At 56.4% G+C, this 23,348-nt stretch carries 23 protein-coding genes, 1 other RNA gene and 2 pseudogenes; 16 read left to right on the top strand and 10 right to left on the bottom strand.

Features of this window, described 5'->3' with window-relative positions:
- The first annotated feature begins 36 nt into the window (after positions 1-36).
- From lon to ACLHDD_RS01680, 5 genes are all read left to right on the top strand, one after another.
- Positions 37-2,391 (top strand): endopeptidase La, encoded by a 2,355-nt coding sequence (gene lon, locus ACLHDD_RS01660; protein ID WP_427102667.1) that lies wholly within the window; start codon positions 37-39, stop codon positions 2,389-2,391.
- Between the two features lie 212 nt (positions 2,392-2,603).
- Complete coding sequence (gene hupB, locus ACLHDD_RS01665) at positions 2,604-2,876, top strand: nucleoid-associated protein HU-beta (RefSeq protein ID WP_033731763.1); 273 nt, start codon at positions 2,604-2,606, stop codon at positions 2,874-2,876.
- 244 nt (positions 2,877-3,120) lie between these two features.
- Positions 3,121-4,989: a peptidylprolyl isomerase gene (ppiD, locus tag ACLHDD_RS01670; RefSeq protein ID WP_427102668.1), complete on the top strand. Its 1,869-nt coding sequence runs from the start codon at positions 3,121-3,123 to the stop codon at positions 4,987-4,989.
- A 140-nt stretch (positions 4,990-5,129) separates the two neighbouring features.
- Complete coding sequence (locus tag ACLHDD_RS01675) at positions 5,130-5,489, top strand: ComEA family DNA-binding protein (RefSeq protein ID WP_427102669.1); 360 nt, start codon at positions 5,130-5,132, stop codon at positions 5,487-5,489.
- A gap of 100 nt (positions 5,490-5,589) precedes the next feature.
- Positions 5,590-5,988 (top strand): YbgC/FadM family acyl-CoA thioesterase, encoded by a 399-nt coding sequence (locus tag ACLHDD_RS01680; RefSeq protein WP_427102670.1) that lies wholly within the window; start codon positions 5,590-5,592, stop codon positions 5,986-5,988.
- A gap of 49 nt (positions 5,989-6,037) precedes the next feature.
- Here the strand turns inward: ACLHDD_RS01680 and queC are convergent, their stop codons facing one another.
- Entirely contained in the window at positions 6,038-6,733 is a 696-nt protein-coding gene (queC, locus tag ACLHDD_RS01685; RefSeq protein ID WP_427102671.1) for a 7-cyano-7-deazaguanine synthase QueC, read from the bottom strand.
- 42 nt (positions 6,734-6,775) lie between these two features.
- On the bottom strand, positions 6,776-8,494 hold the full coding sequence (locus tag ACLHDD_RS01690) for an SgrR family transcriptional regulator (protein WP_427102672.1): 1,719 nt from the start codon (positions 8,492-8,494) through the stop codon (positions 6,776-6,778).
- A gap of 92 nt (positions 8,495-8,586) precedes the next feature.
- Between ACLHDD_RS01690 and cof the strand changes: the two genes are divergently transcribed.
- Entirely contained in the window at positions 8,587-9,408 is an 822-nt protein-coding gene (cof, locus tag ACLHDD_RS01695; protein WP_427102673.1) for an HMP-PP phosphatase, read from the top strand.
- A gap of 34 nt (positions 9,409-9,442) precedes the next feature.
- Here the strand turns inward: cof and ACLHDD_RS01700 are convergent, their stop codons facing one another.
- Positions 9,443-10,477 (bottom strand): PLP-dependent cysteine synthase family protein, encoded by a 1,035-nt coding sequence (locus ACLHDD_RS01700; protein WP_128084892.1) that lies wholly within the window; start codon positions 10,475-10,477, stop codon positions 9,443-9,445.
- A 116-nt stretch (positions 10,478-10,593) separates the two neighbouring features.
- Here ACLHDD_RS01700 and ACLHDD_RS01705 point away from each other — a divergent pair, with 116 nt between their 5' ends.
- The 5 genes from ACLHDD_RS01705 to amtB all read left to right on the top strand — a co-directional run bounded on the left by ACLHDD_RS01705 (position 10,594) and on the right by amtB (position 16,534).
- Positions 10,594-11,055 carry an Lrp/AsnC family transcriptional regulator gene (locus ACLHDD_RS01705; RefSeq protein WP_427102674.1) on the top strand — a complete coding sequence of 154 codons (462 nt, stop codon included), beginning with the start codon at positions 10,594-10,596 and terminating at the stop codon, positions 11,053-11,055.
- 24 nt (positions 11,056-11,079) lie between these two features.
- Positions 11,080-12,849 carry a SmdA family multidrug ABC transporter permease/ATP-binding protein gene (locus ACLHDD_RS01710; RefSeq protein ID WP_427102675.1) on the top strand — a complete coding sequence of 590 codons (1,770 nt, stop codon included), beginning with the start codon at positions 11,080-11,082 and terminating at the stop codon, positions 12,847-12,849.
- Complete coding sequence (locus ACLHDD_RS01715; protein ID WP_427102676.1) at positions 12,842-14,617, top strand: SmdB family multidrug efflux ABC transporter permease/ATP-binding protein; 1,776 nt, start codon at positions 12,842-12,844, stop codon at positions 14,615-14,617. Before ACLHDD_RS01710 ends, ACLHDD_RS01715 begins: the two co-directional genes overlap by 8 nt.
- 257 nt (positions 14,618-14,874) lie before the next feature.
- A complete protein-coding gene (gene glnK / locus ACLHDD_RS01720; RefSeq protein ID WP_003850469.1) occupies positions 14,875-15,213 on the top strand; it encodes a P-II family nitrogen regulator in 339 nt (112 codons plus the stop codon).
- A 34-nt stretch (positions 15,214-15,247) separates the two neighbouring features.
- Positions 15,248-16,534 (top strand): ammonium transporter AmtB, encoded by a 1,287-nt coding sequence (gene amtB / locus ACLHDD_RS01725; RefSeq protein ID WP_427102677.1) that lies wholly within the window; start codon positions 15,248-15,250, stop codon positions 16,532-16,534.
- 45 nt (positions 16,535-16,579) lie between these two features.
- Here amtB and tesB read toward each other — a convergent pair whose 3' ends face one another.
- A complete protein-coding gene (gene tesB / locus ACLHDD_RS01730; RefSeq protein ID WP_427102678.1) occupies positions 16,580-17,443 on the bottom strand; it encodes an acyl-CoA thioesterase II in 864 nt (287 codons plus the stop codon).
- 190 nt (positions 17,444-17,633) lie between these two features.
- Between tesB and ACLHDD_RS01735 the strand changes: the two genes are divergently transcribed.
- Positions 17,634-18,191 (top strand): YbaY family lipoprotein, encoded by a 558-nt coding sequence (locus ACLHDD_RS01735; RefSeq protein ID WP_427102679.1) that lies wholly within the window; start codon positions 17,634-17,636, stop codon positions 18,189-18,191.
- 37 nt (positions 18,192-18,228) lie between these two features.
- Here the strand turns inward: ACLHDD_RS01735 and ACLHDD_RS01740 are convergent, their stop codons facing one another.
- Positions 18,229-18,540, bottom strand: coding sequence for an MGMT family protein (locus ACLHDD_RS01740; protein ID WP_427102680.1), 312 nt, complete (start codon positions 18,538-18,540; stop codon positions 18,229-18,231).
- Between the two features lie 175 nt (positions 18,541-18,715).
- Here ACLHDD_RS01740 and ffs point away from each other — a divergent pair.
- Positions 18,716-18,812: signal recognition particle sRNA small type (gene ffs, locus ACLHDD_RS01745), an RNA gene on the top strand.
- Positions 18,813-18,944: 132 nt separating this feature from the next.
- On the opposite strand, the gene ACLHDD_RS01750 is transcribed toward ffs, so the two are convergent.
- The 3 genes from ACLHDD_RS01750 to ACLHDD_RS01760 all read right to left on the bottom strand — a co-directional run bounded on the left by ACLHDD_RS01750 (position 18,945) and on the right by ACLHDD_RS01760 (position 20,063).
- The gene (locus ACLHDD_RS01750) at positions 18,945-19,163 is read right to left on the bottom strand and encodes an HHA domain-containing protein (protein WP_427105154.1); all 219 of its coding nucleotides are present in this window, start codon (positions 19,161-19,163) and stop codon (positions 18,945-18,947) included.
- Positions 19,164-19,184: 21 nt separating this feature from the next.
- The gene (tomB, locus tag ACLHDD_RS01755; RefSeq protein WP_427102681.1) at positions 19,185-19,562 is read right to left on the bottom strand and encodes an Hha toxicity modulator TomB; all 378 of its coding nucleotides are present in this window, start codon (positions 19,560-19,562) and stop codon (positions 19,185-19,187) included.
- Between the two features lie 147 nt (positions 19,563-19,709).
- Positions 19,710-20,063 carry a hypothetical protein gene (locus ACLHDD_RS01760; protein WP_427102682.1) on the bottom strand — a complete coding sequence of 118 codons (354 nt, stop codon included), beginning with the start codon at positions 20,061-20,063 and terminating at the stop codon, positions 19,710-19,712.
- Between the two features lie 337 nt (positions 20,064-20,400).
- Between ACLHDD_RS01760 and ACLHDD_RS01765 the strand changes: the two genes are divergently transcribed.
- The 3 genes and pseudogenes from ACLHDD_RS01765 (at position 20,401) to ACLHDD_RS01775 (ending at position 22,798) form a co-directional block, all read left to right on the top strand.
- Positions 20,401-21,069: a metal ABC transporter ATP-binding protein gene (locus tag ACLHDD_RS01765; protein ID WP_427102683.1), complete on the top strand. Its 669-nt coding sequence runs from the start codon at positions 20,401-20,403 to the stop codon at positions 21,067-21,069.
- Positions 21,066-21,904 (top strand): annotated as a pseudogene (locus tag ACLHDD_RS01770) (metal ABC transporter permease). Before ACLHDD_RS01765 ends, ACLHDD_RS01770 begins: the two are co-directional and overlap by 4 nt.
- 15 nt (positions 21,905-21,919) lie before the next feature.
- Positions 21,920-22,798, top strand: a complete 879-nt coding sequence (locus ACLHDD_RS01775) for a metal ABC transporter substrate-binding protein (protein WP_427102684.1) — start codon at positions 21,920-21,922, stop codon at positions 22,796-22,798.
- Positions 22,799-22,851: 53 nt separating this feature from the next.
- Here the strand turns inward: ACLHDD_RS01775 and ykgO are convergent.
- A pseudogene (ykgO, locus tag ACLHDD_RS01780) lies at positions 22,852-22,983 on the bottom strand (type B 50S ribosomal protein L36); the annotation flags it as partial.
- A gap of 3 nt (positions 22,984-22,986) precedes the next feature.
- Positions 22,987-23,247, bottom strand: coding sequence for a type B 50S ribosomal protein L31 (locus tag ACLHDD_RS01785; RefSeq protein ID WP_427102685.1), 261 nt, complete (start codon positions 23,245-23,247; stop codon positions 22,987-22,989).
- Positions 23,248-23,348 lie beyond the last annotated feature (101 nt).

The following is a 23,348-nucleotide window of genomic DNA, read 5'->3' on the forward strand; positions in this document are numbered from 1 at the left end:
CATCACCTGGCGGACATTAAACAAAGAGAGAGCTCTATGAATCCTGAGCGTTCTGAACGCATTGAAATCCCCGTGTTGCCGTTGCGCGACGTGGTGGTTTATCCGCACATGGTAATTCCGTTGTTTGTTGGCCGGGAAAAATCAATTCGGTGCCTTGAAGCCGCAATGGATCATGATAAAAAAATCATGCTGGTCGCACAGAAAGAGGCTTCAACGGATGAACCTGGCATTAACGATCTCTTTTCAGTAGGGACCGTTGCATCTGTATTGCAAATGCTGAAACTGCCGGATGGCACCGTCAAAGTTCTGGTCGAAGGTTTACAGCGCGCCCACATTACGACGCTGGCCGATAACGGTGACCATTTTGTCGCACAAGCTGAATACCTGGTTTCGCCTGAGATCGAAGAGCGCGAGCAGGAAGTCCTGGTGCGCACGGCGATCAACCAGTTTGAAGGCTATATCAAACTCAACAAAAAGATTCCGCCCGAGGTTCTGACCTCGCTGAACAACATTGACGATGCGGCGCGCCTTGCCGACACCGTTGCAGCACACATGCCGCTGAAGCTGGCCGACAAACAGTCTGTGCTGGAGATGTCCGACGTCAATGAGCGTCTGGAATATCTGATGGCGATGATGGAATCTGAAATCGATCTGCTGCAGGTTGAGAAGCGCATTCGCAACCGCGTCAAGAAGCAGATGGAGAAGAGCCAGCGCGAGTACTATCTGAATGAGCAGATGAAGGCGATTCAGAAAGAGCTGGGCGAGATGGACGACGCGCCTGACGAGTATGAAGCGTTAAAACGCAAAATCGACGCGGCGAAAATGCCGGAAGAGGCGCGTGAGAAAGCGGAAGCTGAGCTGCAGAAACTGAAAATGATGTCCCCGATGTCCGCTGAAGCGACGGTGGTTCGCGGTTACATCGACTGGATGGTGCAGGTTCCGTGGAACGCACGCAGCAAAGTGAAAAAAGATCTGCGTAAGGCGCAGGAAACGCTGGATACCGACCATTACGGCCTGGAGCGCGTGAAGGATCGTATTCTTGAGTATCTTGCGGTGCAGAGTCGCGTCAGCAAAATCAAAGGCCCGATTTTGTGCCTTGTCGGACCGCCAGGGGTGGGTAAAACCTCGCTGGGTCAGTCGATTGCGAAAGCGACCGGCCGTAAATATGTGCGTATGGCACTGGGTGGCGTGCGTGACGAAGCGGAAATCCGTGGTCACCGCCGGACATACATCGGCTCAATGCCGGGCAAGCTGATCCAGAAAATGGCCAAGGTCGGGGTGAAAAACCCGCTGTTCCTGCTGGACGAAATTGACAAAATGTCCTCGGACATGCGCGGCGATCCGGCTTCTGCGCTGCTGGAAGTGCTTGACCCTGAGCAGAACATTGCGTTTAACGACCACTATCTGGAAGTCGACTATGACCTTTCGGATGTGATGTTCGTGGCGACCTCGAACTCCATGAACATCCCGGCGCCGCTGCTGGACCGTATGGAAGTCATCCGTCTGTCGGGATACACCGAAGATGAGAAGCTGAACATCGCCAGGCAGCACCTGCTGACCAAGCAGATCGAACGTAACGCCCTGAAAGCCAGCGAGATCACGGTCGATGACAGCGCGATCATCGGTATCATTCGCTATTACACCCGCGAAGCCGGAGTACGTAGTCTTGAGCGTGAGCTGTCAAAACTCTGCCGTAAAGCAGTGAAATCACTGCTGATGGACAAGAGTAAAAAGCACATCACCATCAATGGCGAAAACCTCAAGGATTTCCTGGGCGTTCAGCGCTTTGACTATGGCCGCGCCGACAGTGAAAACCGAGTGGGTCAGGTCACCGGTCTGGCATGGACGGAAGTGGGCGGCGATCTGCTGACCATCGAAACCGCCTGTGTGCCGGGTAAAGGTAAGCTGACTTATACCGGTTCTCTGGGTGAGGTGATGCAGGAGTCGATTCAGGCTGCGCTGACGGTAGTGCGCGCGCGTGCCGAGAAGCTGGGTATCAATGGTGACTTCTATGAGAAACGCGATATTCACGTTCACGTTCCTGAAGGCGCGACACCAAAAGATGGTCCGAGTGCCGGTATCGCGATGTGCACGGCGCTGGTTTCCTGTCTGACCGGGAACCCGGTACGGGCGGATGTGGCCATGACAGGGGAGATCACCCTGCGCGGTCAGGTACTGCCGATTGGCGGACTGAAAGAAAAACTGCTGGCAGCACACCGTGGCGGTATCAAAACCGTGCTGATCCCGGACGACAACAAACGTGACCTGGAAGACATTCCACAGAACGTGATTGCCGACCTGGAGATCCATCCGGTGAAACGCATTGAAGAGGTGCTGAATCTGGCTCTGGAAAATGCGCCATACGGTATGCAGGTCGCGACAGCAAAATAGTGATTAATGGCATAAACCGTTAAAAAGCGGAGCTGGCAAGGCAATTGGCGCTTGCCAGCTTTTTTTGTGCCGCTAATTTAGGTGGCTGTCGACGCGACGTTCTCAGAGAAATTCCGTTGTTTCGGCTCCACAGGCTTGATATAACTTGCTGCGCGTTCGTACCCGGCCGGAAGCCCGGTGCGATGTGAAATAATAAAGAGGGGATGAAGAGAGTGAATAAGTCACAATTGATCGACAAAATTGCTGCTGATGCTGATATTTCTAAAGCGGCCGCGGGACGTGTTTTAGATGCATTTATGGGTTCTGTTTCAGATGCGCTGAAAGAAGGTGATGAAGTGGCCCTGGTCGGTTTTGGTACCTTCTCTGTGCGTGACCGCGCAGCACGTACCGGCCGTAACCCGCAAACCGGTAAAGAGATCACCATTCCGGCCGGTAAAGTACCTGGCTTCCGTGCTGGTAAAGCATTGAAAGACGCTGTCAATTAAGAACAACGAATAGATTCATTGACGCATTTTCTTCAGTGGATTAGAGGACGCTTTGCGCGTTCTCATGTAACATACGGGCACATCAATCAGATGTGCCTTTTTTGTTTTAACCGGTGAGAATCGGGCCGCAAGATGGGCCAGGACCGGATTGAGACTGCCAGCGGAAGCAGTTACGTGAGACGCCAGCCAGTGGCGAATTGCGACCGAGCTTTACATTCACACTACAGCGGAGTGTTGCCATACCATGATGGACAATTTACGCGCGGCGTCGAACCATGTCGTGCTCAAGATTATTTTGGGGCTGATTATCCTCTCCTTTGTGCTGACGGGCGTTGGCAACTATCTGATTGGCGGCAATAACGACTATGCAGCCAAAGTTAACGGTCAGGAAATCAGCCGGGGACAGCTGGAGCAGGCGTTTAACAGCGAACGCAACCGTCAGCAGCAGATGCTGGGCGACCAGTTCTCGCAGCTGGCCAGCAACGAAGGTTACATGCAGCAGATCCGCCAGCAGGCGCTGTCGCAGCTGATCGATCAGGCGCTGCTCGACAGCTACATCAAAGATCTTCACCTCAGCATCAGCGACGATCAGGTTAAGCAGGCGATCTTCAACCAGCAGGCGTTCCAGACCAACGGCAAATTCGATAACGCGAAATATCTGGGCCTGATCGGCAACATGGGCTTCAGCGCGGATCAGTATGCGGAAGCGCTACGCAAGCAGCTCTCTAATCAGCAGCTGATCAATGCCGTGGCAAACACCGACTTCACGCTGAAAGGCGAAGCCAGCAAACTGGTTGACCTGGTGTCACAGCAGCGTGAAATCCGTCAGGCCACGCTGGACGTCAACGCGCTGGCGGCGAAACAGACCGTCACCGACGACGAAATCAGCCAGTATTATCAGCAGCACAAAAGCAGTTTCATGGCACCCGAACAGTTCCGGGTCAGCTACCTGCTGATGGATGCGGCCAGCATGCAGCAGGCGGCCAGCGACGCTGATATTCAGGCCTGGTACGATCAGCATAAAGCGGACTACACCCAGCCACAGCGCAGCCGTTACAGCGTCATTCAGACAAAAACGGAAGCTGATGCCAATGCGGTGCTGGCGCAGCTGAAAGCGGGCGCCAGCTTCGCTGACGTGGCAAAAGCCAAATCGATTGACCCTATCTCTGCCCGTAAAGGCGGTGATATGGGCTGGCTGGAACCGTCAACGACGCCGGACGAGCTGAAAAATGCGGGTCTGACCGCGAAAGGCCAGATGTCAGGTGTGATCAAATCCTCCGTCGGCTTCCTGGTGGTTCGCCTGGATGATATCCAGCCAGAGCAGGTTAAATCGCTGGATGAAGTCCGCAGCGCCGTTGCAGCTAAAGTGAAGCAGGAGAAGGGCGTTGATGCCTTCTACAAACTGCAACAGAAGGTCAGCGAAGCAGCCAGCAATGACAATGAGTCACTGGCAGGTGCAGAGCAGGCGTCAGGTCTGAAAGCCAAAGAAACTGGCTGGTTCAGTCAGGACACACTGCCAGCGGAGCTGAACTTCGACGCGGTAAAACAGGCGATCTTTAACGGTGGTCTGGTGGGCCAGAACGGCGCGCCGGGCAGCAACTCGGACATCATCACCGTCGATGGCGATCGTGCCTTTGTGCTGCGTATCAGCGAGCATAAGCCGGAAGCAGTGAAACCGCTGGATCAGGTCAAGGCGCAGATTGCTGACACGCTTAAACACGATAAAGCGACACAGCAGGCTAAAGCGCAGGCCGATAAGCTGCTGGCCGACCTTAAAGCTGGCAAGCAGGACGCGCTGACGGCGGCCGGTCTGACGCTGAGCGCCAGCAAGACCGTGGATCGCAATGCACAGGATCCGGTTGCGCAGGCTGCGTTCAATCTGCCTCAGCCAGCGGAAAACAAACCGTCCTGGGGTGTCAGCGAAGATATGCAGGGCAACGTTGTGCTGGTGGCGGTCGATAAGGTGAAAACCGGCAGCATGCCGCAGGCGCAGATTGACGAAATGGTCAAAGGCGTCACGCAGAACAATGCACAGCTGACGTTTGAAGCGTTGCTGCAGAACCTGCGTAAAGAGGCCAAAATCAAGTACGGCGCAGCCGCACAAATGCAGTAAGCCTCGCAGAAACCGCGTAACGACTGTAATAATCAAAGGCCGCATTCGCGGCCTTTTCCGTTTCTGTTATCCGGCGTTTGAGCCTTGTGCAGGGCGGTGACACGCTGTCGCTGCTGAGTACACACAAGGAGAAACACAGCATGGCTAAACCACAACTTATTGCCCTTTATCTTTCCCTCGCGCTGGGCGGCGCACTCTGTCACAGCAGCGTCGCTGTGGCTGCGGAACCGGAACCGGCCGCCAGCGTCACTTCACAGAAGGCAACATCAGCTTCGTCATCGGAGATCACCCCGTTGCTGTCGCAGGAACAGGTCAGCATCAACCAGGCGACAGCGGAGCAGCTCTCAGCTGCCATGAATGGGGTGGGGCTAAAAAAGGCCCAGGCAATTGTGAACTATCGCGAACAGTACGGGCCGTTTAGCGCTATTGAGCAACTCAGTGAAGTGCCGGGCATCGGCAATGCGCTGATCGAGCGCAATGCGGCCCGGCTGAAACTGTGAGGCCGCACACAACGGTGATGCTTAATCCGCTCAGCGCTGGCGACTCTGCTACAGTAGACAGGTCCAACCAGTTAACCTGAGAGAGCAGGAGAGCATGACTATGCAGACCATAATAAAAGTGCGCGGCTATCACCTGGATGTTTATCAGCACGTCAACAATGCGCGCTATCTTGAGTTTCTTGAGGAAGCGCGCTGGCAGTGGCTGGAAGAGGTCGAAGCATTTCACTGGTTGCTGGAGCAGAAGCTCGCTTTCGTTGTGGTCAATATCAACATCAACTACCGTCGCCCGGCCGTGCTGGGCGACGTACTGGCGATAGAGAGTGAGATTACCCAGCTAAATGGCAGGAGCGGCATTATTGCGCAGCGTGTGCTGCTGGCCGGTCAGGAAACCGTAGTGGCGGATGCTGCACTGACCTTTGTCTGTATTGATTTGCGTACTCAGAAGGCCGTGGCGCTGGAAGGGGAACTGCGCGAAAGACTGATGCGCCTGATGGCCTGAACGGAACAGGGCGACAGTCCGGAAAGCCCTGCCGCCCTGCATGACAGCTCTAGTTCAGGCCGCTTTTTGCTTTCATGGCCGCCATAATGCCCGGCCGATCGTTGAGATACGTTTCTAAACCCCGGGCCCGCAAATGACAGGCTGCACACTCTCCACAGCCGTCGCCTTTCACACCGTTATAGCAGGTCAGCGTCTGCTCGCGCACCAGCGAGAGCTGCTGCCAGTAGTCCGCCAGCGCCCAGGTTTCCGCTTTATCAAGCCACATCAGCGGCGTCTCAAAACGGATGTTGCGCGCCATCCCCAGCGTCACGGCCTGGTTCAGTGCTTTGACAAACTCATCGCGACAGTCAGGGTAGCCGGAAAAATCGGTTTCACAGACGCCGGTAATCACCGCTTCTGCCTCGACCTGATACGCGTAAACTGAAGCCAGGGTCAGGAAGAGAATGTTGCGTCCGGGAACAAACGTACTGGGTAAACCATTTGCCGCAGGATCGTAAGCCGGCACCGGAATATTATCCCGCGTCAGGCTGCTGACAGCGAGTTCGTTCAGCATGGTGACATCCAGCACTTTATGCGCGCGCGCACCCAGCTTCGTCGCCAGCGCCTGTGCCACCGCGATCTCTTCCCGGTGGCGCTGTCCATAGTCAAAAGTGACGCAATGGACTTCATCATAAAGCTGCATAGCCTGGATCAGGCAGGTGGTGGAATCCTGTCCACCGCTGAAAACAACAACTGCGCGTTTCATGGCATTTTCCTGGTAGTGAAATTTTGCGCCTATGGTAATCCCTCATTCTGTCGCTGAACAGCGGCAGGCGGGATCGATGGGCGGCGGGATCCACGCCCGGCTGAAATCAAACCAGCCCAGCGTGTTCAGCTCGATGCCCTCTACGCCGGATGGCGCGTGGATCTGGTAGCGATAATTAAACAGGGGCAGCAGGATCCCGTCGCGCATCAGCTGTTGACAGAGCTGTTGCAGCATATCGCTTCGGGTCTCGCCCTCCGCTATCTGCCGGATTGCCTGCAGCTGCGCCGCCACCTCTTCGCCCAGCGGTGTAAGCCACAGGGGGCGCCAGAGCGGATCCATCTGCAGCCAGCTGGCCAGCGTAAAGATCGGTGCATCGCCAATCAGCCGATCGCCCATTACGATATCCGCTTCATCAGGCGGGGCGAGGGTGTGCCAGTTTTTTACCGAATGAAACACCACTTTCAGAACGCAGCCGTGCGCGTCCAGCAGTGTCACCAGCGCCTGAGCCATCTCGTGCAGCTCCACCGGTAACTGATAATGCAGCGTCAGGGTCGCCGGTAAAGCAACCGGGGCCCCCTCAAACTGCGGCACACCCCAGCCGGGCAGCAGCTCCCGGCTGGGGGTGATCAATCCCTCATCCAGCGGCAACCGGCCGACGATGCCGCTCTGCTGAATTAACTGAAAAAGTCTGCGTGCCTGATCGGTGGTAAAACCTGCTCGCGGACGACAGACCAGATAGCAGAAGCCGAGACTGATGCTGCTGCTGACCGGTTGCAGCGTCCTGAGCGCGGCGGGTTCACCTATCGCAATCTGCACCGGATGACGGCAGCTGCTGCCCAGGCTGGGATCAAACAGCTGCGGCGTAATCCAGTATTCCACCGCCTGCAGCAGCGGCTGCTGCAGATGCCAGCGCGCATGACTTTCGATCCTGACCAGCTCGGGACTGAAGTGCCGCAGTCTCCAGGGGCCGCTGCCGATGGTGGGTTCCGTGGGGTGGGGCAGCAGGCACAGCAGATGGGCGAGGCGATGGGGCAGCCAGAAATCTGGCTGACAGAGGGTAAACCGCACGGCAAGCGGATGGGGCGCATCGACGACGGCCACCTCAGCCAGCAGCAGGCTGACGCGCGGATCCTGCAGCATCTGGCGGAACTGTGTCACCAGCTGCCCGGCCTGGACAGGCTCACCGTTGTGCCACATCAGCTGCGGCCGCAGCCAGAACAGCCAGTGGCAGGCCGTGTCATCGTGCTGCCAGTGATGTGCCAGATCGCCGACCGGCTCATCCTGCTCAAAGCGGGTCAGGCCGGAATAGATCTGACGAACCAGATGCTGTTCAGCGCGACCGGCAATCTGACGCGGATGAGTACTTTCCATTGGCCGGTAGTAGGGGATGCGCAAAACCGGCGTATCATTCTGCCACTGGCCGCCCATCAGGGGCTGCAGCATGTTGATCAGCCTTTCCGGCGGCAGGTCCAGCAGCTGCAGGGCATCCGCCGTCTCACCGGCCTCAAGCTGCCGCTGCAGGAGCTGCTGACGTAACTGTTCCGGCGTGCGCAGAAACCGCAGCTGCCCCTGCCTGCCGCGCCCAGGTTCGCCCTGCCAGCTGAGCCAGCCTGCATGCTGCCACTGTGAAAGCAGGGTGCGCAGATGACGCTCGCTGCAGATGCAGTGGCGGGCCATCTCCGCCACGCAGGTCTGCTGTGCCGCGCCCTGACTTTGTTGCCACAGACGCTGAAACTGATTAAGACGGTTAAGCTGGCGCATTCTAAACCCGGAACATTTTTTTCAAAGTATTCACTATTAGTTCCGCAATTAACAGGCAATAGTGGAGTTCCTCTTTCATCAGGAGATCAATCATGGTGCGTTTAGCGGCGTTCGATATGGATGGCACACTGTTACTGCCGAATCATCAACCGGGACAGCAGACGCTCGACACTCTGCAGGCGCTGCATCAGCGCAACATTCATCTGGTGCTCGCGACGGGCCGTCACCTGCTGGAGATGCAGGTGTTAAGTGAAAAAATGGCGCTGCCCGCGTGGCTGATCACCGGCAACGGCACCCGTATCCATGACCCGTCCGGTCAGCGGATTGCTGCGCAGGATCTGCCCGCTGCCGTGGCGGAAGCAGTAATTCACGGTCACTGGAGAACGTCTGCCTCAATGCATATTTTCAACGATCGGGGGTGGTTTACCGACCGCCCGCGGCCTGAACTGCTTAATGCCCATCAGATGAGCGGGTTCCGCTATCAGCTCTGCGATCTGAAAGCGCTGCCCGCGCATCAGGTGACGAAAATCTGCTTTATCGACGAGCACCCACGCCTGCACGCGCTGAAAGCTGAGCTGGATGCGGCGCTGGGCGAGCAGGCCAACATCTGTTTTTCCGCCGTGGATTGTCTGGAGGTGCTGCCTGCAGGCTGCAACAAAGGCAGCGCCCTGAGTCAGTTATGTGATCATCTGTCGCTGACAATGGCGGAGTGTATGGCGTTTGGCGATGCGATGAACGACCGCGAGATGCTGGCGCAGGCCGGACAGGGTTTCATCATGGGCAATGCGATGGCGCAGCTGAAAGCCGCACTGCCGCATCTGCCGGTAATTGGTCGTTGCGAGACACAGGCTGTGTCTCATTACTTAAACCACTGGCTGGCAACACCCCACCTCGCGTATTCCCCCGAATGCTGAGGTTTGCCGTGTACCGGACAGGATGTCCGGTTTTTTATGCCAGCTCGCGCTGCCAGGGCGTGATATCGCCGATATGTTTTGCTACCCACTCAGGCTGATAGTAGGTGTCGGGATAGCGCTCGCCGCTGTCGCACAGCAGGGTGACCAGCGATCCACGCTGGTTCGCGGCCCGTAAACGTTTTGCCACCTGCATCATGCCCCAGAAGTTGGTGCCGGTTGAAGCACCAGGTTTGCGTCCCAGAATACTTTCCAGCTTCAGCATCGCGGCCAGCGTCGCGCCATCCGGTACTTTCACCATTTCATCGATCACGTCCGGCATAAATGATGGCTCTACCCGGGGACGGCCAATGCCCTCGATCAGGCTGCCGCGCGTGCTGGTCAGCGTGGCATCACGCTGCTGCCAGTAATCGAAAAAGACAGAGTGTTGCGGATCGACCACCAGCAGTTTCGTTTCCAGCCCCTGATAGCGGATGTAGCGGCCCAGCGTGGCCGAGGTGCCGCCGGTGCCCGCACTCATGATAACCGTATGGGGAATCGGGTAGGGCTCATGCTGCATCTGACGGAAAATGCTTTCCGCAATATTGTTATTGCCGCGCCAGTCGGTGGCGCGTTCCGCGTAGGTGAACTGATCCATAAAGTGGCCATTCAGCTCGCGCGCCAGCCGTTCCGATTCCGCATAGAGCTGGCAGGGATCCTCCACAAAGTGGCACTGACCACCATAAAAAGTGATCTGCTCGATTTTACGCTTCGCGGTACTGGCAGGCATCACCGCAATAAAGGGCAGTCCCAGCAGCCTTGCGAAGTACGCCTCAGAAACGGCAGTGCTGCCTGACGAGGCTTCGATAATCGGCGTATTCTGTTTAATCCAGCCGTTGGAGAGGCCGTAGAGAAACAGTGAGCGTGCCAGCCGATGCTTAAGGCTGCCGCTGGGATGGGTGCTCTCATCTTTCAGATAAAACCAGATGCCGGGAAAGTCCGCCAGATCAAAACGGATCAGATGCGTTTCTGCCGATCGTTGAAAGTCAGCGTTAATTTCGTTGATAGCGTGGCGAATCCAGCAGGTGTGCATCTCAGACGTCCGGTAAAAAATGATGAGGCCATTTTATGGCACGTGCAGGAAAAAGAGATTGCATAATTGCCGCTAAAATCGCATCAGTGGAGAAAATGATTCTCTCGGAGCCGCAAATGTTAGATAAAACTGACCTGAAATTACTGGCACTGCTGCAGCATGACTGTACGCTGTCACTGCAATCGCTGGCGGAGGCCGTCAACCTTACCACCACTCCCTGCTGGAAGCGCCTGAAAAAGCTCGAAGATGATGGCATCATTCGCGCACGCGTGGCGTTGCTGGACGGGGATAAAATCGGACTGTCACTGACGGCCTTTATGTTTGTGAAAACCCAGCAGCACAGCCGCGAGTGGTATCAGACTTTTGTCTCGGTAGTGAGCGCCATGCCCGAGGTGATGGCCTTTTACCGGATGGCGGGAGAGTATGACTACCTGCTGCGGATTCAGGTGGCTGATATGAAACGCTATGATGCCTTCTACAAACGACTGGTGAATGGTGTGCCTGGCCTGATTGATGTCACCTCCAGCTTTGCCATGGAAGAGATTAAATACACCACGGCCTTACCTGTTGCCCCCTGAGGGCCCAAGATTGAGAACAGCGTTGTGCGATTATTCAGTCAATTAAGTTGGTATTTTCTGCGGGAGTGGCGGCGCTATCTGGGCGCGGTCATCCTGCTGATCGTAATTGCGATCCTTCAGCTTCTGCCGCCGCATGTGGTCGGCGTGGTGGTGGATGGCGTAACGCGTGACAACATGAGCACCGGCCGCATCATGATGTGGATCGGGATCATGCTGGCGACAGCCGTGGTGGTCTATCTGCTGCGCTATGTCTGGCGCGTGCTGCTGTTCGGCGCCTCCTATCAGCTGGCGGTTGAGCTGCGTGAAGATTTTTATCGCCAGCTGAGTCGTCAGCAACCCGCTTTCTATCTGCGTCACCGCACCGGCGATCTGATCGCCCGCGCGACGAATGATGTGGATCGGGTGGTGTTTGCCGCCGGAGAGGGCGTTCTGACACTGGTCGACTCGCTGGTGATGGGCTGCGTCGTGCTGCTGGTCATGAGCACGCAGATTAGCTGGCAGCTGACGCTGCTTGCGCTGGTGCCAATGCCGATTATGGCACTCGTGATTCATCGCTACGGCAATCAGCTGCATCACCGCTTTAAGCTGGCGCAGGCCGCTTTTTCCAGCCTTAACGATCAGACGCAGGAGAGTCTGACCAGTATCCGGATGATAAAAGCTTTCGGGCTTGAGCAGCATCAGTCGCAGCAGTTCTCTGATATCGCCCGCGAAACGGGTGAAAAGAACCTGCGCGTAGCGCGGGTCGATGCCCGTTTCGACCCGACCATCTATATCGCGATCGGTTTCTCTAACCTGCTGGCGATTGGCGGCGGCAGCTGGCTGGTCTGGCATGATCAGATGACCCTGGGTCAGCTCACCAGCTTTGTGATGTACCTGGGCCTGATGATCTGGCCGATGCTGGCGCTGGCATGGATGTTTAACATTGTCGAACGCGGCAGCGCGGCCTGGAGCCGCATCGGCGCGCTGCTGGCGGAGGCGCCGGCCGTAGAAGATGGTGACAGATCACTGCCAGCTGAACCCGGCACGCTGCAGGTTGCGATTCGCGCTTTTGACTATCCGGCCAGCGCCGGTCCGGTGCTGAGCGACGTCAGCTTCCAGCTCAAACCGGGTGAGATGCTGGGGCTGTGCGGCCCGACCGGCAGTGGCAAAAGCACCCTGCTGAGCCTGATTCAGCGCCACTTTGATATTCAGCAGGGGGACATTCGCTATCACCAGATCCCGCTGCCTCAGCTGCGGCTGGACAGCTGGCGCAGCCGTCTGGCCGTCGTCAGCCAGACGCCGTTCCTCTTCTCCGACAGCGTGGCAAACAACATTGCGCTGGGGAAACCGGATGCCACCCGCGAGGAGCTCGAAAGGGCCGCCACGCTGGCCTGCGTGCATGACGATATCCTGCGTCTGCCGCAGGGCTATGAAACCGAGGTCGGGGAGCGTGGGGTGATGTTGTCGGGCGGGCAGAAGCAGCGCCTGTCGATCGCCCGCGCACTGCTGCTGAATGCCGAAATCCTGATTCTGGATGATGCGCTTTCGGCAGTGGATGGCCGGACCGAACACGAAATCCTGCACAACCTGCGCATCTGGGGGCAGGGCCGCACGCTGATTATCAGCGCCCACCGCCTGTCTGCCCTCACGGAAGCCAGCGAGATTCTGGTGCTGCAGCAGGGCCGCGTGGCGCAGCGTGGCGACCACGACGCGCTGACCAGTCAGGCGGGATGGTATCGCGATATGTACCGTTACCAGCAGCTGGAAGCCGCGCTGGATGATGATGAAAATGAAAAAGGAGTGCCGCATGGCTAAGTCCGCACGCGTGTGGCCGACCCTGAAGCGCCTGCTCAGCTACGGCAGCCCCTGGCGAAAGTCGCTGTCGCTGGCAGTCGGGATGCTGTGGATCGCTGCCGCAGCCGAAGTGACCGGACCGGTGCTGGTCAGCTACTTTATTGATAACCTGGTGGCAAAACATCAGATGCCCTGGGGGCTGGTCGCGGGGCTGGTGGTGGGGTTTATTCTGCTTCAGCTGCTGGCCGCCGCGCTGCATTACTGGCAGGCGCTGCTGTTTAACCGTGCCGCTATCGGCGTGGTACAGCGGCTACGCAGTGATGTGATGAACGCGGCGCTGTGTCAGCCGCTGAGCGCCTTTGATACCCAGCCGGTCGGGCAGATTATTTCGCGTGTCACCAATGACACCGAAGTGATCCGCGATCTTTATGTCACCGTGGTCTCTACCGTACTGCGTAGTGCTGCGCTGGTCGGTGCCATGATGGTGGCGATGTTCAGCCTTGACTGGCGCATGGCGCTGGTGGCGATGATGATCTTCCCGCTGGTACTGATGGTGATGTTTATCTATCAGCGTTACAGCACACCGATTGCCCGCCGGGTCCGTAGTTATCTGGCCGACATCAACAATGGCTTTAACGAAGTTATCAGCGGCATGAGTGTGATCCAGCAGTTCCGTCAGCAGGCCAGATTTGGTGAGCGGATGGGCGAAGCGAGCCGTTCTCACTATCTGGCGCGCATGGAAACGCTGCGTCTCGATGGCTTTCTGTTGCGTCCATTACTGAGTCTCTTCTCCGCCATGGTGCTGTGCGGACTGCTGATTCTGTTCAGCTTCTCCGTACCTGGCGTGTTTGAGGTCGGAGTACTTTACGCCTTTATTACCTATCTGGGCCGGCTGAATGAGCCGCTTATTGAGCTGACGACGCAGCAGTCGATGCTGCAGCAGGCGGTGGTTTCCGGTGAGCGAATCTTTGAGCTGATGGATGCAGCTCAGCAGCAGTATGGTGCCGACCCGCAGCCTCTGGCATCCGGTCGCATTACGCTGAACCAGCTGAGCTTTGCCTACCGCGAAAACCGCAACGTGCTGAGTGATATTAATCTGGAAGTTGCACCGCGGGAATTTGTAGCGCTGGTGGGACATACCGGCAGCGGTAAAAGCACCCTGGCGAATCTGCTGATGGGCTATTACCCGGTGACGCCCGGCGCCATCCGGATTGACAATCGCCCCATCGGCGACCTGAGCCACGCCGTGCTGCGTCACGGTATTGCCATGGTACAACAGGATCCGGTGGTGCTCGCCGATACGCTGCTGGCGAACGTGCGTCTGGGGCGTAACATCAGCGAAGAGGCCGTCTGGCGTGTGCTGGAGCAGGTGCAGCTGGCTCCGCTGGCGCATGCGCTGCCTCAGGGAATTCATACCCGTCTGGGCGAGCAGGGCAACAACCTGTCGGTGGGCCAGAAGCAGTTACTGGCACTGGCCCGGGTGCTGGTCGACCTGCCACAGATTCTGATTCTGGACGAGGCAACGGCCAATATCGACTCCGGAACGGAACAGGCCATTCAGCAGACGCTGACAACGCTGCGCCAGCACAGCACGCTGGTGGTGATTGCGCATCGTCTCTCAACGATTATCGAGGCAGATAAGATTCTGGTACTGCACCGCGGTCATGTCGTGGAGCAGGGCACCCATCAGCAACTGCTGGCGATGCAGGGCCGTTACTGGCAGATGTATCAGCTTCAGCAGGCGGGTGATGAACTGGCGTCGGGCGCGGTGGCGACTGCTGAAAGCTAAGTTGCACCTTTTTTGCGCACTTTTATCAGAATAATCTGTATAAATGCACTCCTTTGACGCCTGAAGCACCAAAGGAGTGCATTCTTCGATTGTGATCCCCGTCATACCGCGCGCCTGATCAGGCGGCACACCAATCCATCCCTTGCCGCGTCGCGTCTGACTCACTGATTTATGCTGGTTTTACACTCTGGCACAGGCTTTGCTTATATCCCTGCGTGTCCGTAAACGTTATCTATTTACTTGCTGGAGGGGATCCAATGAAGCTGGTTACCGTCGTAATTAAGCCATTCAAGCTGGAGGATGTACGTGAAGCTTTATCCTCTATCGGCATTCAGGGGCTGACCGTCTCCGAAGTGAAAGGATTTGGTCGTCAGAAAGGCCATGCAGAGCTTTATCGCGGCGCAGAGTACAGCGTGAACTTTCTGCCCAAGGTCAAGATTGATATCGCGATTGCCGACGACCAGTTAGACGAAGTGGTGGATGTCATCAGTAAGGCAGCGTACACCGGCAAAATTGGCGACGGTAAAATTTTCGTGGCTGAACTGCAGCGCGTTATCCGTATTCGTACCGGCGAAACCGACGAAGCCGCTCTGTAATTACGACTCAGTACTGTGATGGGATGAGATAAAAATGAATAAAATGTTAGTGAAGTTGGGCCTCACCAGCCTGGCACTGTTACCCTCACTCGCGATGGCCGCGCCTGCCGTTGCGGACAAGGCTGATAACGCATTTATGATGATTTGCACCGCGCTGGTGCTGTTTATGTCAATTCCAGGTATTGCACTCTTTTATGGCGGCCTGATTCGCGGCAAAAACGTGCTGTCGATGCTGACTCAGGTGGCGGTCACCTTCTCGCTGGTCTGTGTGCTGTGGGTGGTCTATGGCTACTCGCTGGCCTTCAGCGAAGGCAACGCCTTTTTCGGCGGCTTTGGCTGGGCGATGCTGAAAAACATTCAGCTTACCGCCGTGATGGGCAGTTTCTATCAGTATATCCACGTAGCGTTCCAGGCGTCCTTTGCCTGTATCACCGTGGGGCTGATTGTGGGTGCCATCGCCGAGCGTATCCGCTTCTCTGCCGTGCTGATTTTTGTCGGCGTCTGGCTGACGCTCTCTTATCTGCCTATCGCACACATGGTCTGGGCGGGCGGTTTCCTGGCTCAGGATGGCGCACTGGACTTTGCTGGCGGGACCGTTGTACACATCAACGCCGCAGTGGCAGGCCTGGTGGGCGCTTACCTGGTAGGCAAACGTGCCGGTTTTGGTAAAGAAGCTTTTAAACCGCACAACCTGCCGATGGTCTTTACCGGAACGGCCATTCTCTATGTCGGCTGGTTCGGCTTCAACGCCGGTTCCGCGTCTGCAGCGAATGAAATTGCGGCGCTGGCCTTCCTGAATACCGTTGTTGCAACCGCAGGTGCCGTGCTGTCATGGACCTTTGGCGAGTGGGCGGTGCGCGGTAAACCTTCACTGCTGGGTGCCTGTTCAGGCTTTATTGCCGGACTGGTTGCGATTACCCCAGCCTGTGGTTATGTCGGCGTCGGCGGCGCGTTAATCATCGGCCTGGCCGGTGGTCTGGCGGGACTGTGGGGTGTGACCACCCTGAAAAAATGGCTGCGCGTGGACGATCCCTGCGATGTGTTCGGCGTGCATGGCGTGTGCGGTATCGTAGGTTGTATCCTGACCGGTGTGTTCGCCTCCTCTTCACTGGGCGGCGTGGGTTATGCACAAGGCGTGACCATGGGCCATCAGGTATGGGTGCAGATCTTCAGCGTGGGCATCACCATTGTCTGGTCGGGTGTTGTTGCCTTCATCGGCTTCAAGCTGGCGGATCTGACAGTCGGCCTGCGCGTGCCGGAAGAGCATGAACGCGAAGGTCTGGATGTGAACAGCCACGGCGAGAACGCTTACAACCAGTAAGCGTCGGGCAGTAAAAAGCGTCAGGGGCGAGCAATCGCCCCTTTTTTATTCGCTGCGCTGGCGCATCACGCCTTCCTGAACGGTTGATGCCACCAGCACACCCTTCTGATTATAAAACTCACCGCGGACGAAGCCGCGCGCGCCGGACGCGGAGGTGCTGACCACGCTGTAGAGCAGCCATTCCGTGAAGTCGAACGGGCGATGAAACCACATCGAGTGGTCGATCGTCGCGACCTGCATATCCGGCTCCAGAAAACCTTTGCCGTGCGGCTGCAGCGCAACCGGCAGGAAGTTAAGATCGGAGGCATAGCCGAGCAGATACTGATGAATACGCAGGTCGTCAGGCAGCGGCCCGGTGGCCCGAATCCAGACCTGACGCTCAGGCTTATCCACGTGTCCCCGCAGCGGGTTATGGATCTGCACCGGACGAATCTCCAGCGGGCGTTCGGCAATAAATTTTTCACGTAATTTTTCGGGCAGCAGATGAGCCATCTTTTGCGCCATCGCCTGCTCGGTTAACAGATTTTCGGGGCCCGCGACCTGTGGCATCGGATTCTGATGTTCAAATCCCTGCTCCGGTGACTGGAAGGAGGCAGTCATATAGAAAATCGGCTGCCCGTTCTGAATGGCACTGACCCTGCGTGCGCTGAAACTTTTGCCATCGCGCAGCGTTTCAACATCGTAAATAATCGCTTTCTGACTGTCGCCAGGCCGCAAAAAGTAGCTGTGAAAAGAGTGAACAGTGCGATCTTCTGGGACGGTCTGCTTTGCAGCATACAGCGCCTGACCCACTACCTGACCGCCAAAGACCTGGCGCAGCCCCAGATCTTCGCTCTGGCCGCGATATAAACCCTCTTCCAGTTTTTCCAGATTCAATAAATTCAGCAGATTCTGCAGTGCCTGACTCATGGCGCATTCCTCAGTGTAGTAACCTGCTCAGTGTGAAAGATCGGACCAGTTAACGTCAATCAGACTTTCGGCTTTACCTGTGCCAGGCAAAATCTCATTTTTGTGCCAACATTAAGGACATACGGCGAGTGAAACGCTGTAAGCCGGATTCGCTGCCGATAATCATTTTGATCAAATGGAGACGACATCAATGAAACTCAGGCATGTGTTTAGTGGAGTAGTTATGGCGGTTGCTGTTGCGGGATGCGCCGATAAAAGTAAACCTGTGCCAACGCCGACGCTGGGGTCCGCCGTGGCGGGTCAGACAACGGCGATTGCGCAGCCGAACGTCAGTGGCTCAATCTATATCCGCCAGCGCATTGCGCTGCCGCCGGATGCCGTATTAACCGTGACGCTGTCTGATGCGTCAATGGCCGATGCGCCGTCAAAAGTGCTGTCACAGCGTGTTGTGCGCACCGAGGGCAAACAGGCGCCGTTCCAGTTTGTTCTGCCGTTTAACCCGGCCGACATTCAGCCCAACGCCCGTATTCTGTTAAGTGCAGCGATCGCCATCGACGGCAAACTGGCCTTTGTCACCGAAGGTGTGAAGCCAGTGATCAATCAGGGTGGCACTAAAGCCGAGCTGCTGCTGGTTCCGGTTCCGTCTATGGCGATGCCGACTCAGCCAGGCGCTGCGACCACCGTCCCTTCGACCTCACCGACGATGGTGACGCCATCCGCTGCGGTTCCGGCACCCACCCACATTTAAGCGTTTTTCGGGGCGACACTGTCGCCCCTTTTTCTGTCTAAAATTGCCAGCGCCAGGTGGCCAGATCGAGCTGCCCGCTATCACTTATCTCAATGCCTTCTGATGCCAGCGCATCCCGCTGACGCAACAGACGATCCCCCTGCAGTGAAAGGGTGCCGTGCCGGTTAACGACGCGATGCCAGGGCAGGGTGGTATCTGCAGGCAGGCGGCTCAGCACGCCGCCGACCTGGCGTGCCGCGCGTGGCGAACCGGCCAGCAGGGCGACATCACCATAGGTGGCAACGCGGCCATACGGAATTGCGGCCACAATCTGCCAGATGCGGTGCTGGAAAGTGTCAGGCTGATCCATCTGCTTATTTCATCAGGAAAAAGAGTCTTCATTTTAGCATGGAGAAGGGGCACTGAACGCTTTCCGGCGAGGGTTGTTCAAGAAAACAACGGTTGTCCCGACTACGCTTGCAATTGCCCCCTCCTTCCCAGATAATGCCCCCGCTCTCGTAAAGAGGGCTTGTCAATGGGGGCCCTGTTGGTTCTCCCGCAATGCTAGCTTGTGAACTCGGTCAGATCCGGAAGGAAGCAGCCGCAGCAGGTGACGCGTGTGCCGGGATGTAGCTGGCAGGGCCCCCACCATTTATCCCCTTCAGAAGCGCCCCCGAACCTCAGACAGGCAAAACCCGCCCGGGCCGATCCTTTGCCGGCAGGCAGGAATGTCTGGTACTAAACAGGGGTAAAAATCAGTAATAAACGATTAGATTAACGGACAAATTTCCATACTGAACCCGGAACCTTATCGTAGAGCTTGTTCATCGTCAGTTCTGCCAGACGATGGTCAGCCGCTGAATAGAATATGGCTAATTCATCTTCTGGTAATTCATACTTATTTTTTTCAATCACCCTTTCCAGGGTATCCAATGAGCGACAGCGCCGCAGTCGCATCAAATAATCGGTTTTTGTCAGGGTTTTGTTCATAATTAAACCGTTCTCATCTCAGTACTATAACGAATGGCTCGGTTGCTGGAGAAAAGCGCACTCTTCAGTGAACAGATTAAATAAGCGTTTCGCTGAACGTCGCCATCGCTGAAGATCCGGACCTGTCACACTATAGTTGCTGAATAGCATAAAAGTATCGTCAAGATATTCATCGATTTGCGAAATCAGCGCTTCATCTTCAACGTGCTTGATTTTGTAATTCATGGTGAAAGAGGCAATATGCTCAATCAAATCATTAAGCTGCAGATTGCTTTCGGAAGTAGGGTCATTTACCCAGCCATGATGACTGTCAGTTAATGATGCCATGCTGTCGTCAAACAGACTCTCACACAGGTATTTAAGCTGCGCAATATCATGCCGTTTCGGTGAGTATTCGTCCATCTTTTTCCCCTCCATAGCTAGCACAGTTGCCGCAGGGCGGCGAGATAGGATAACGCGGCCAGGAAGCGATTATCGGGGCAGTTATTAAACGGGACATCTTAAAGATAGTGTAAAACCATTAGTTCTGCTCACCTCCATTACTAAATATTACAATTCATCGCCAGGGGAGGGTTGCTGATTGTCGATCACATCAAACTCAAGTGCACCGGGCCTGATGTGAAAGTTAACCTGTTCCGACTGTGTCACTGTTTCATTCAGATCCTGGCAGGGACTAAATAAATTCCAGTCAAAATCGTAAAGTAATTTAAAACTATTCAGATCCCGGTATTCAACAGAAATAATTTTTAAACTACCCGGAACGAAACGGGCGTTTTGTGAATACCAGCGTAAATCTCCCACCAGGAGATCGGTTATTTTGAGAATATTCCGCTGAACAACTTCAGCTATTTTTGCGCAGTCCGTTTCGCCTGCGACAATATTACATTCGATGCGTGACAGCATATCCGGTTCGCTTCAGACCATTAATAACCTATCATTGGTTTTCTGCAACGGGTTTGCAAGTCTGCAAAGCACAAAAGCGTCAGTTTACAAACAGGGTCAGCCTGGCTGAGCACGTTTCCTCTGTTCGGGCCCGCCTGCTATCGCCTGCCTGTTTATCTTTTGATACACATTCTCCCGTTTAACTCCACGCCGCATCGGGTATGTTAGTTGTTATGTTATAACATATTGGTGAACTGATGCGTCAGAGCGGATTACTTATGTCACTGGGCGGGCGGCTGGCTGTTGCACTGCTCATCATCGCGTTGCTTGCCGTGGCGATGAAATGGGGGATTAGCGCATGATCCGGTTTGATTCGCTGCGGGCTGGCTACCAGGGTGAGGCCGTTACCCCGGCCCTGAACGGCCAGCTCATCGCTGGCTCAATGACCGCGCTGGTCGGCGCGAACGGTAGCGGCAAATCGACGCTGCTTAAGACCATTGCAGGTCTGTTGCCGCCGATAGCGGGACGCTGCGAACTGCAGGTTGCGCGGCGGGATATCGGCTGGTTGCCGCAGCGTACCGAACTGGAAACCCGTTTTCCTCTGACGGTATTTGAACTGGTCTCGATGGGCTGCTGGCCTCGCTGCGGCTGGTTCGGCGGTATTAACCGGATGCTGCGCCGGGAAATCTGGCAGGTGCTGGAGGCGGTGCAGATGCGCGATTTCGCCGGGGCGCAGCCCGCAACCCTGTCAGGCGGCCAGCTTCAGCGTGTGCTGTTTGCCCGGCTGATGCTGCAGCGCAGCGCGCTCTGGCTGCTGGATGAGCCATTTAACGGCATCGACAGCCAGACGGTAACACTCCTGATGTCGATTCTGGAGCAGCAGCAGCGGGCGGGAACCACGTTGCTGGTGGTTCTGCACGATCGTCCGCTGGTGGCCCGCTATTTCAGCTGCGTACTGTCTATGGATGAAGGTGATGCTGGCGAAATCTGCTCGCCTTTTTCCGTGCAGCGGAGTCTGGCGACGTGATCCTGATACAGCCTTTTATCGAGTTCGGTTTTATGCGCCGTGCGCTGGTCGCCTGCCTGGCACTGGCTGTCAGCGCCACTCCGCTCGGCGTGTTTCTTTCACTGCGTCGTATGAGTCTGATCGGCGACGCCTTATCTCACGCAGTGCTGCCCGGGGCCGCCATCGGTTATCTGATTTCCGGCCTGTCACTGGTCGCTATGGGCGTGGGGGGGCTGATTGCGGGTTTAGCTGTGGCGCTGCTCTCTGGCGCGGTCAGTCGCTATACGCCGCTGAAAGAGGATGCCAGCTTTGCCGGGTTCTACCTGGGTTCGCTGGCGCTGGGCGTAACGCTGGTTTCCCTGCGTGGCTCAGGCGTGGATCTGCTGCATGTGCTCTTTGGTTCGCTGCTGGCAGTGGATAACGCGGCCCTGCTGCTGGTGGGGGGATCGCGGCGTTTACGCTGATTATGCTGGCTGTCATCTACCGGCCACTGGTGATTGACGCCTTTGACAGTGATTTCCTGCGGGCACAGGGAAAATGGAGCGCCCCGCTGGTTCATGGTCTGTTTTTAATGCTGGTGGTGCTGAATCTGGTGGCCGGTTTTCAGGTGCTGGGCACCCTGATGTCGGTGGGATTGATGATGCTGCCCGCCGCCAGCGCTCGTTTCTGGAGTCGCCATCTGGCCGTCATGCTGCTTATCGCGATGGGGATGGCGATGATGTCGGCGCTGACAGGCCTGATGCTCTCCTGGCACTTCTCTCTGCCAGCCGGACCCGCAGTGGTGCTGAGCGCCGCCATGCTCTTTTTTCTTTCCATTCTGACAGGGCCGTGCGGCGGAATTTTACGCCGTCATTAACAATAAGAGGACACTATGAAAAAATTACCCGTGACGCTGGCGCTCGCTGCGCTGTTTACCGCGCCTGTGACAATGGCAAAAACGGTGGATGTCGTTGCCAGCTTCACTGTACTGGGCGATATCGTTAAGCAGGTGGGCGGCGATCATGTGAAAGTAAAAAGTCTGGTGGGGCCGAATGGCGATCCTCACACTTTTGAACCGACACCGCAGGACAGCGAGGCGCTGGCGAAGGCCGATCTGGTGTTTGTCAGCGGTCTGGGCCTGGAAGGATGGATGGAACGGCTGGTCACCGCCTCAGGCTATCGCGGCCAGCCCGTTGTCGCGTCAGCAGGCGTTACCACCCGCAGTATGGAGGATGAGGGCAAAACCATCACCGATCCGCACGCCTGGAACAGTATGCTGAACGGCGTGATCTACGCGACCAACGTGATGAATGCGCTGGTCAAAGCGGACCCTGAAGATGCACCGGCCATCCGTCAGCGCGGACAGAACTACATCGAGCAGCTGCAGGCGCTGGATCGCTGGGCGAAAACTGCCTTTGATCGCATACCGGCCGATAAACGGAAAGTGCTGACCAGCCACGATGCGTTTGGTTACTTCGGGCAGCGCTATGGCGTAACGTTCCTGGCCCCGGTGGGCTTCTCTACGGAAGCAGAAGCGAGCGCCAGCAACGTAGGCGGCTTAATCACCCAGCTAAAGCAGCAGCACATTACCCGCTATTTTATTGAGAACCAGACCGACCCGCGTCTGGTCAGGCAGATCGCCAGTGCTACCGGCGCGGAGCCGGGAGGCGAGCTCTATCCGGAAGCCCTGTCCACGGCCTCGGGTCCGGCGGCGACCTATCAGGCCGCCTTTAAACATAACGTCAATGCGATGCTGAAGAGCATGCAGTAAGCATAAAAAAGGCCGGGCAAGCCCGGCCAGTCATCACGACACACACTAGCGTCTTTTTTTCTTCCCTGCACCGCTTTGAAACGTGGATTAGTTTTACAGATAACGTAAACACGTCCTTTCCTGCGCACGACTTTGCAATCGCGATGGCGATTTTTAGCGGCGCGCAGTGAGCTGACAACCTGCATGACTTACCTCCTTTTTGCGCCCAGGAAAGTCCCGAAACGCTGGTTAAAGCGTGCGGTGCTGCCCTCTTTGGCGAAATCTTTCTGTTTACCGGTGTAGAAAACGTGTGAGGCCGACGACACATCCAGGGTGACGTAGGGCAGGGTTTCGCCTTCAAACTCCACGGTACGGTCGGTTTTAATCGTCGATCCAATTTTGAACCAGACGTCAGCTGACGTGTCGTGGAAGACCACCGGACGATAGTGAGGATGAATATTCGCTTTCATAATGATCTCAAATGTAATGTTATACTATAACATTTAGTATGCAGCAGACCGCCCGGAATTGCAACGATCGGTGTGTCCGGAAAGCATAAAGCGAGGGGGGA

This window comes from Pantoea sp. NSTU24, from assembly GCF_050157905.1.
Taxonomy (GTDB): domain Bacteria; phylum Pseudomonadota; class Gammaproteobacteria; order Enterobacterales; family Enterobacteriaceae; genus Pantoea.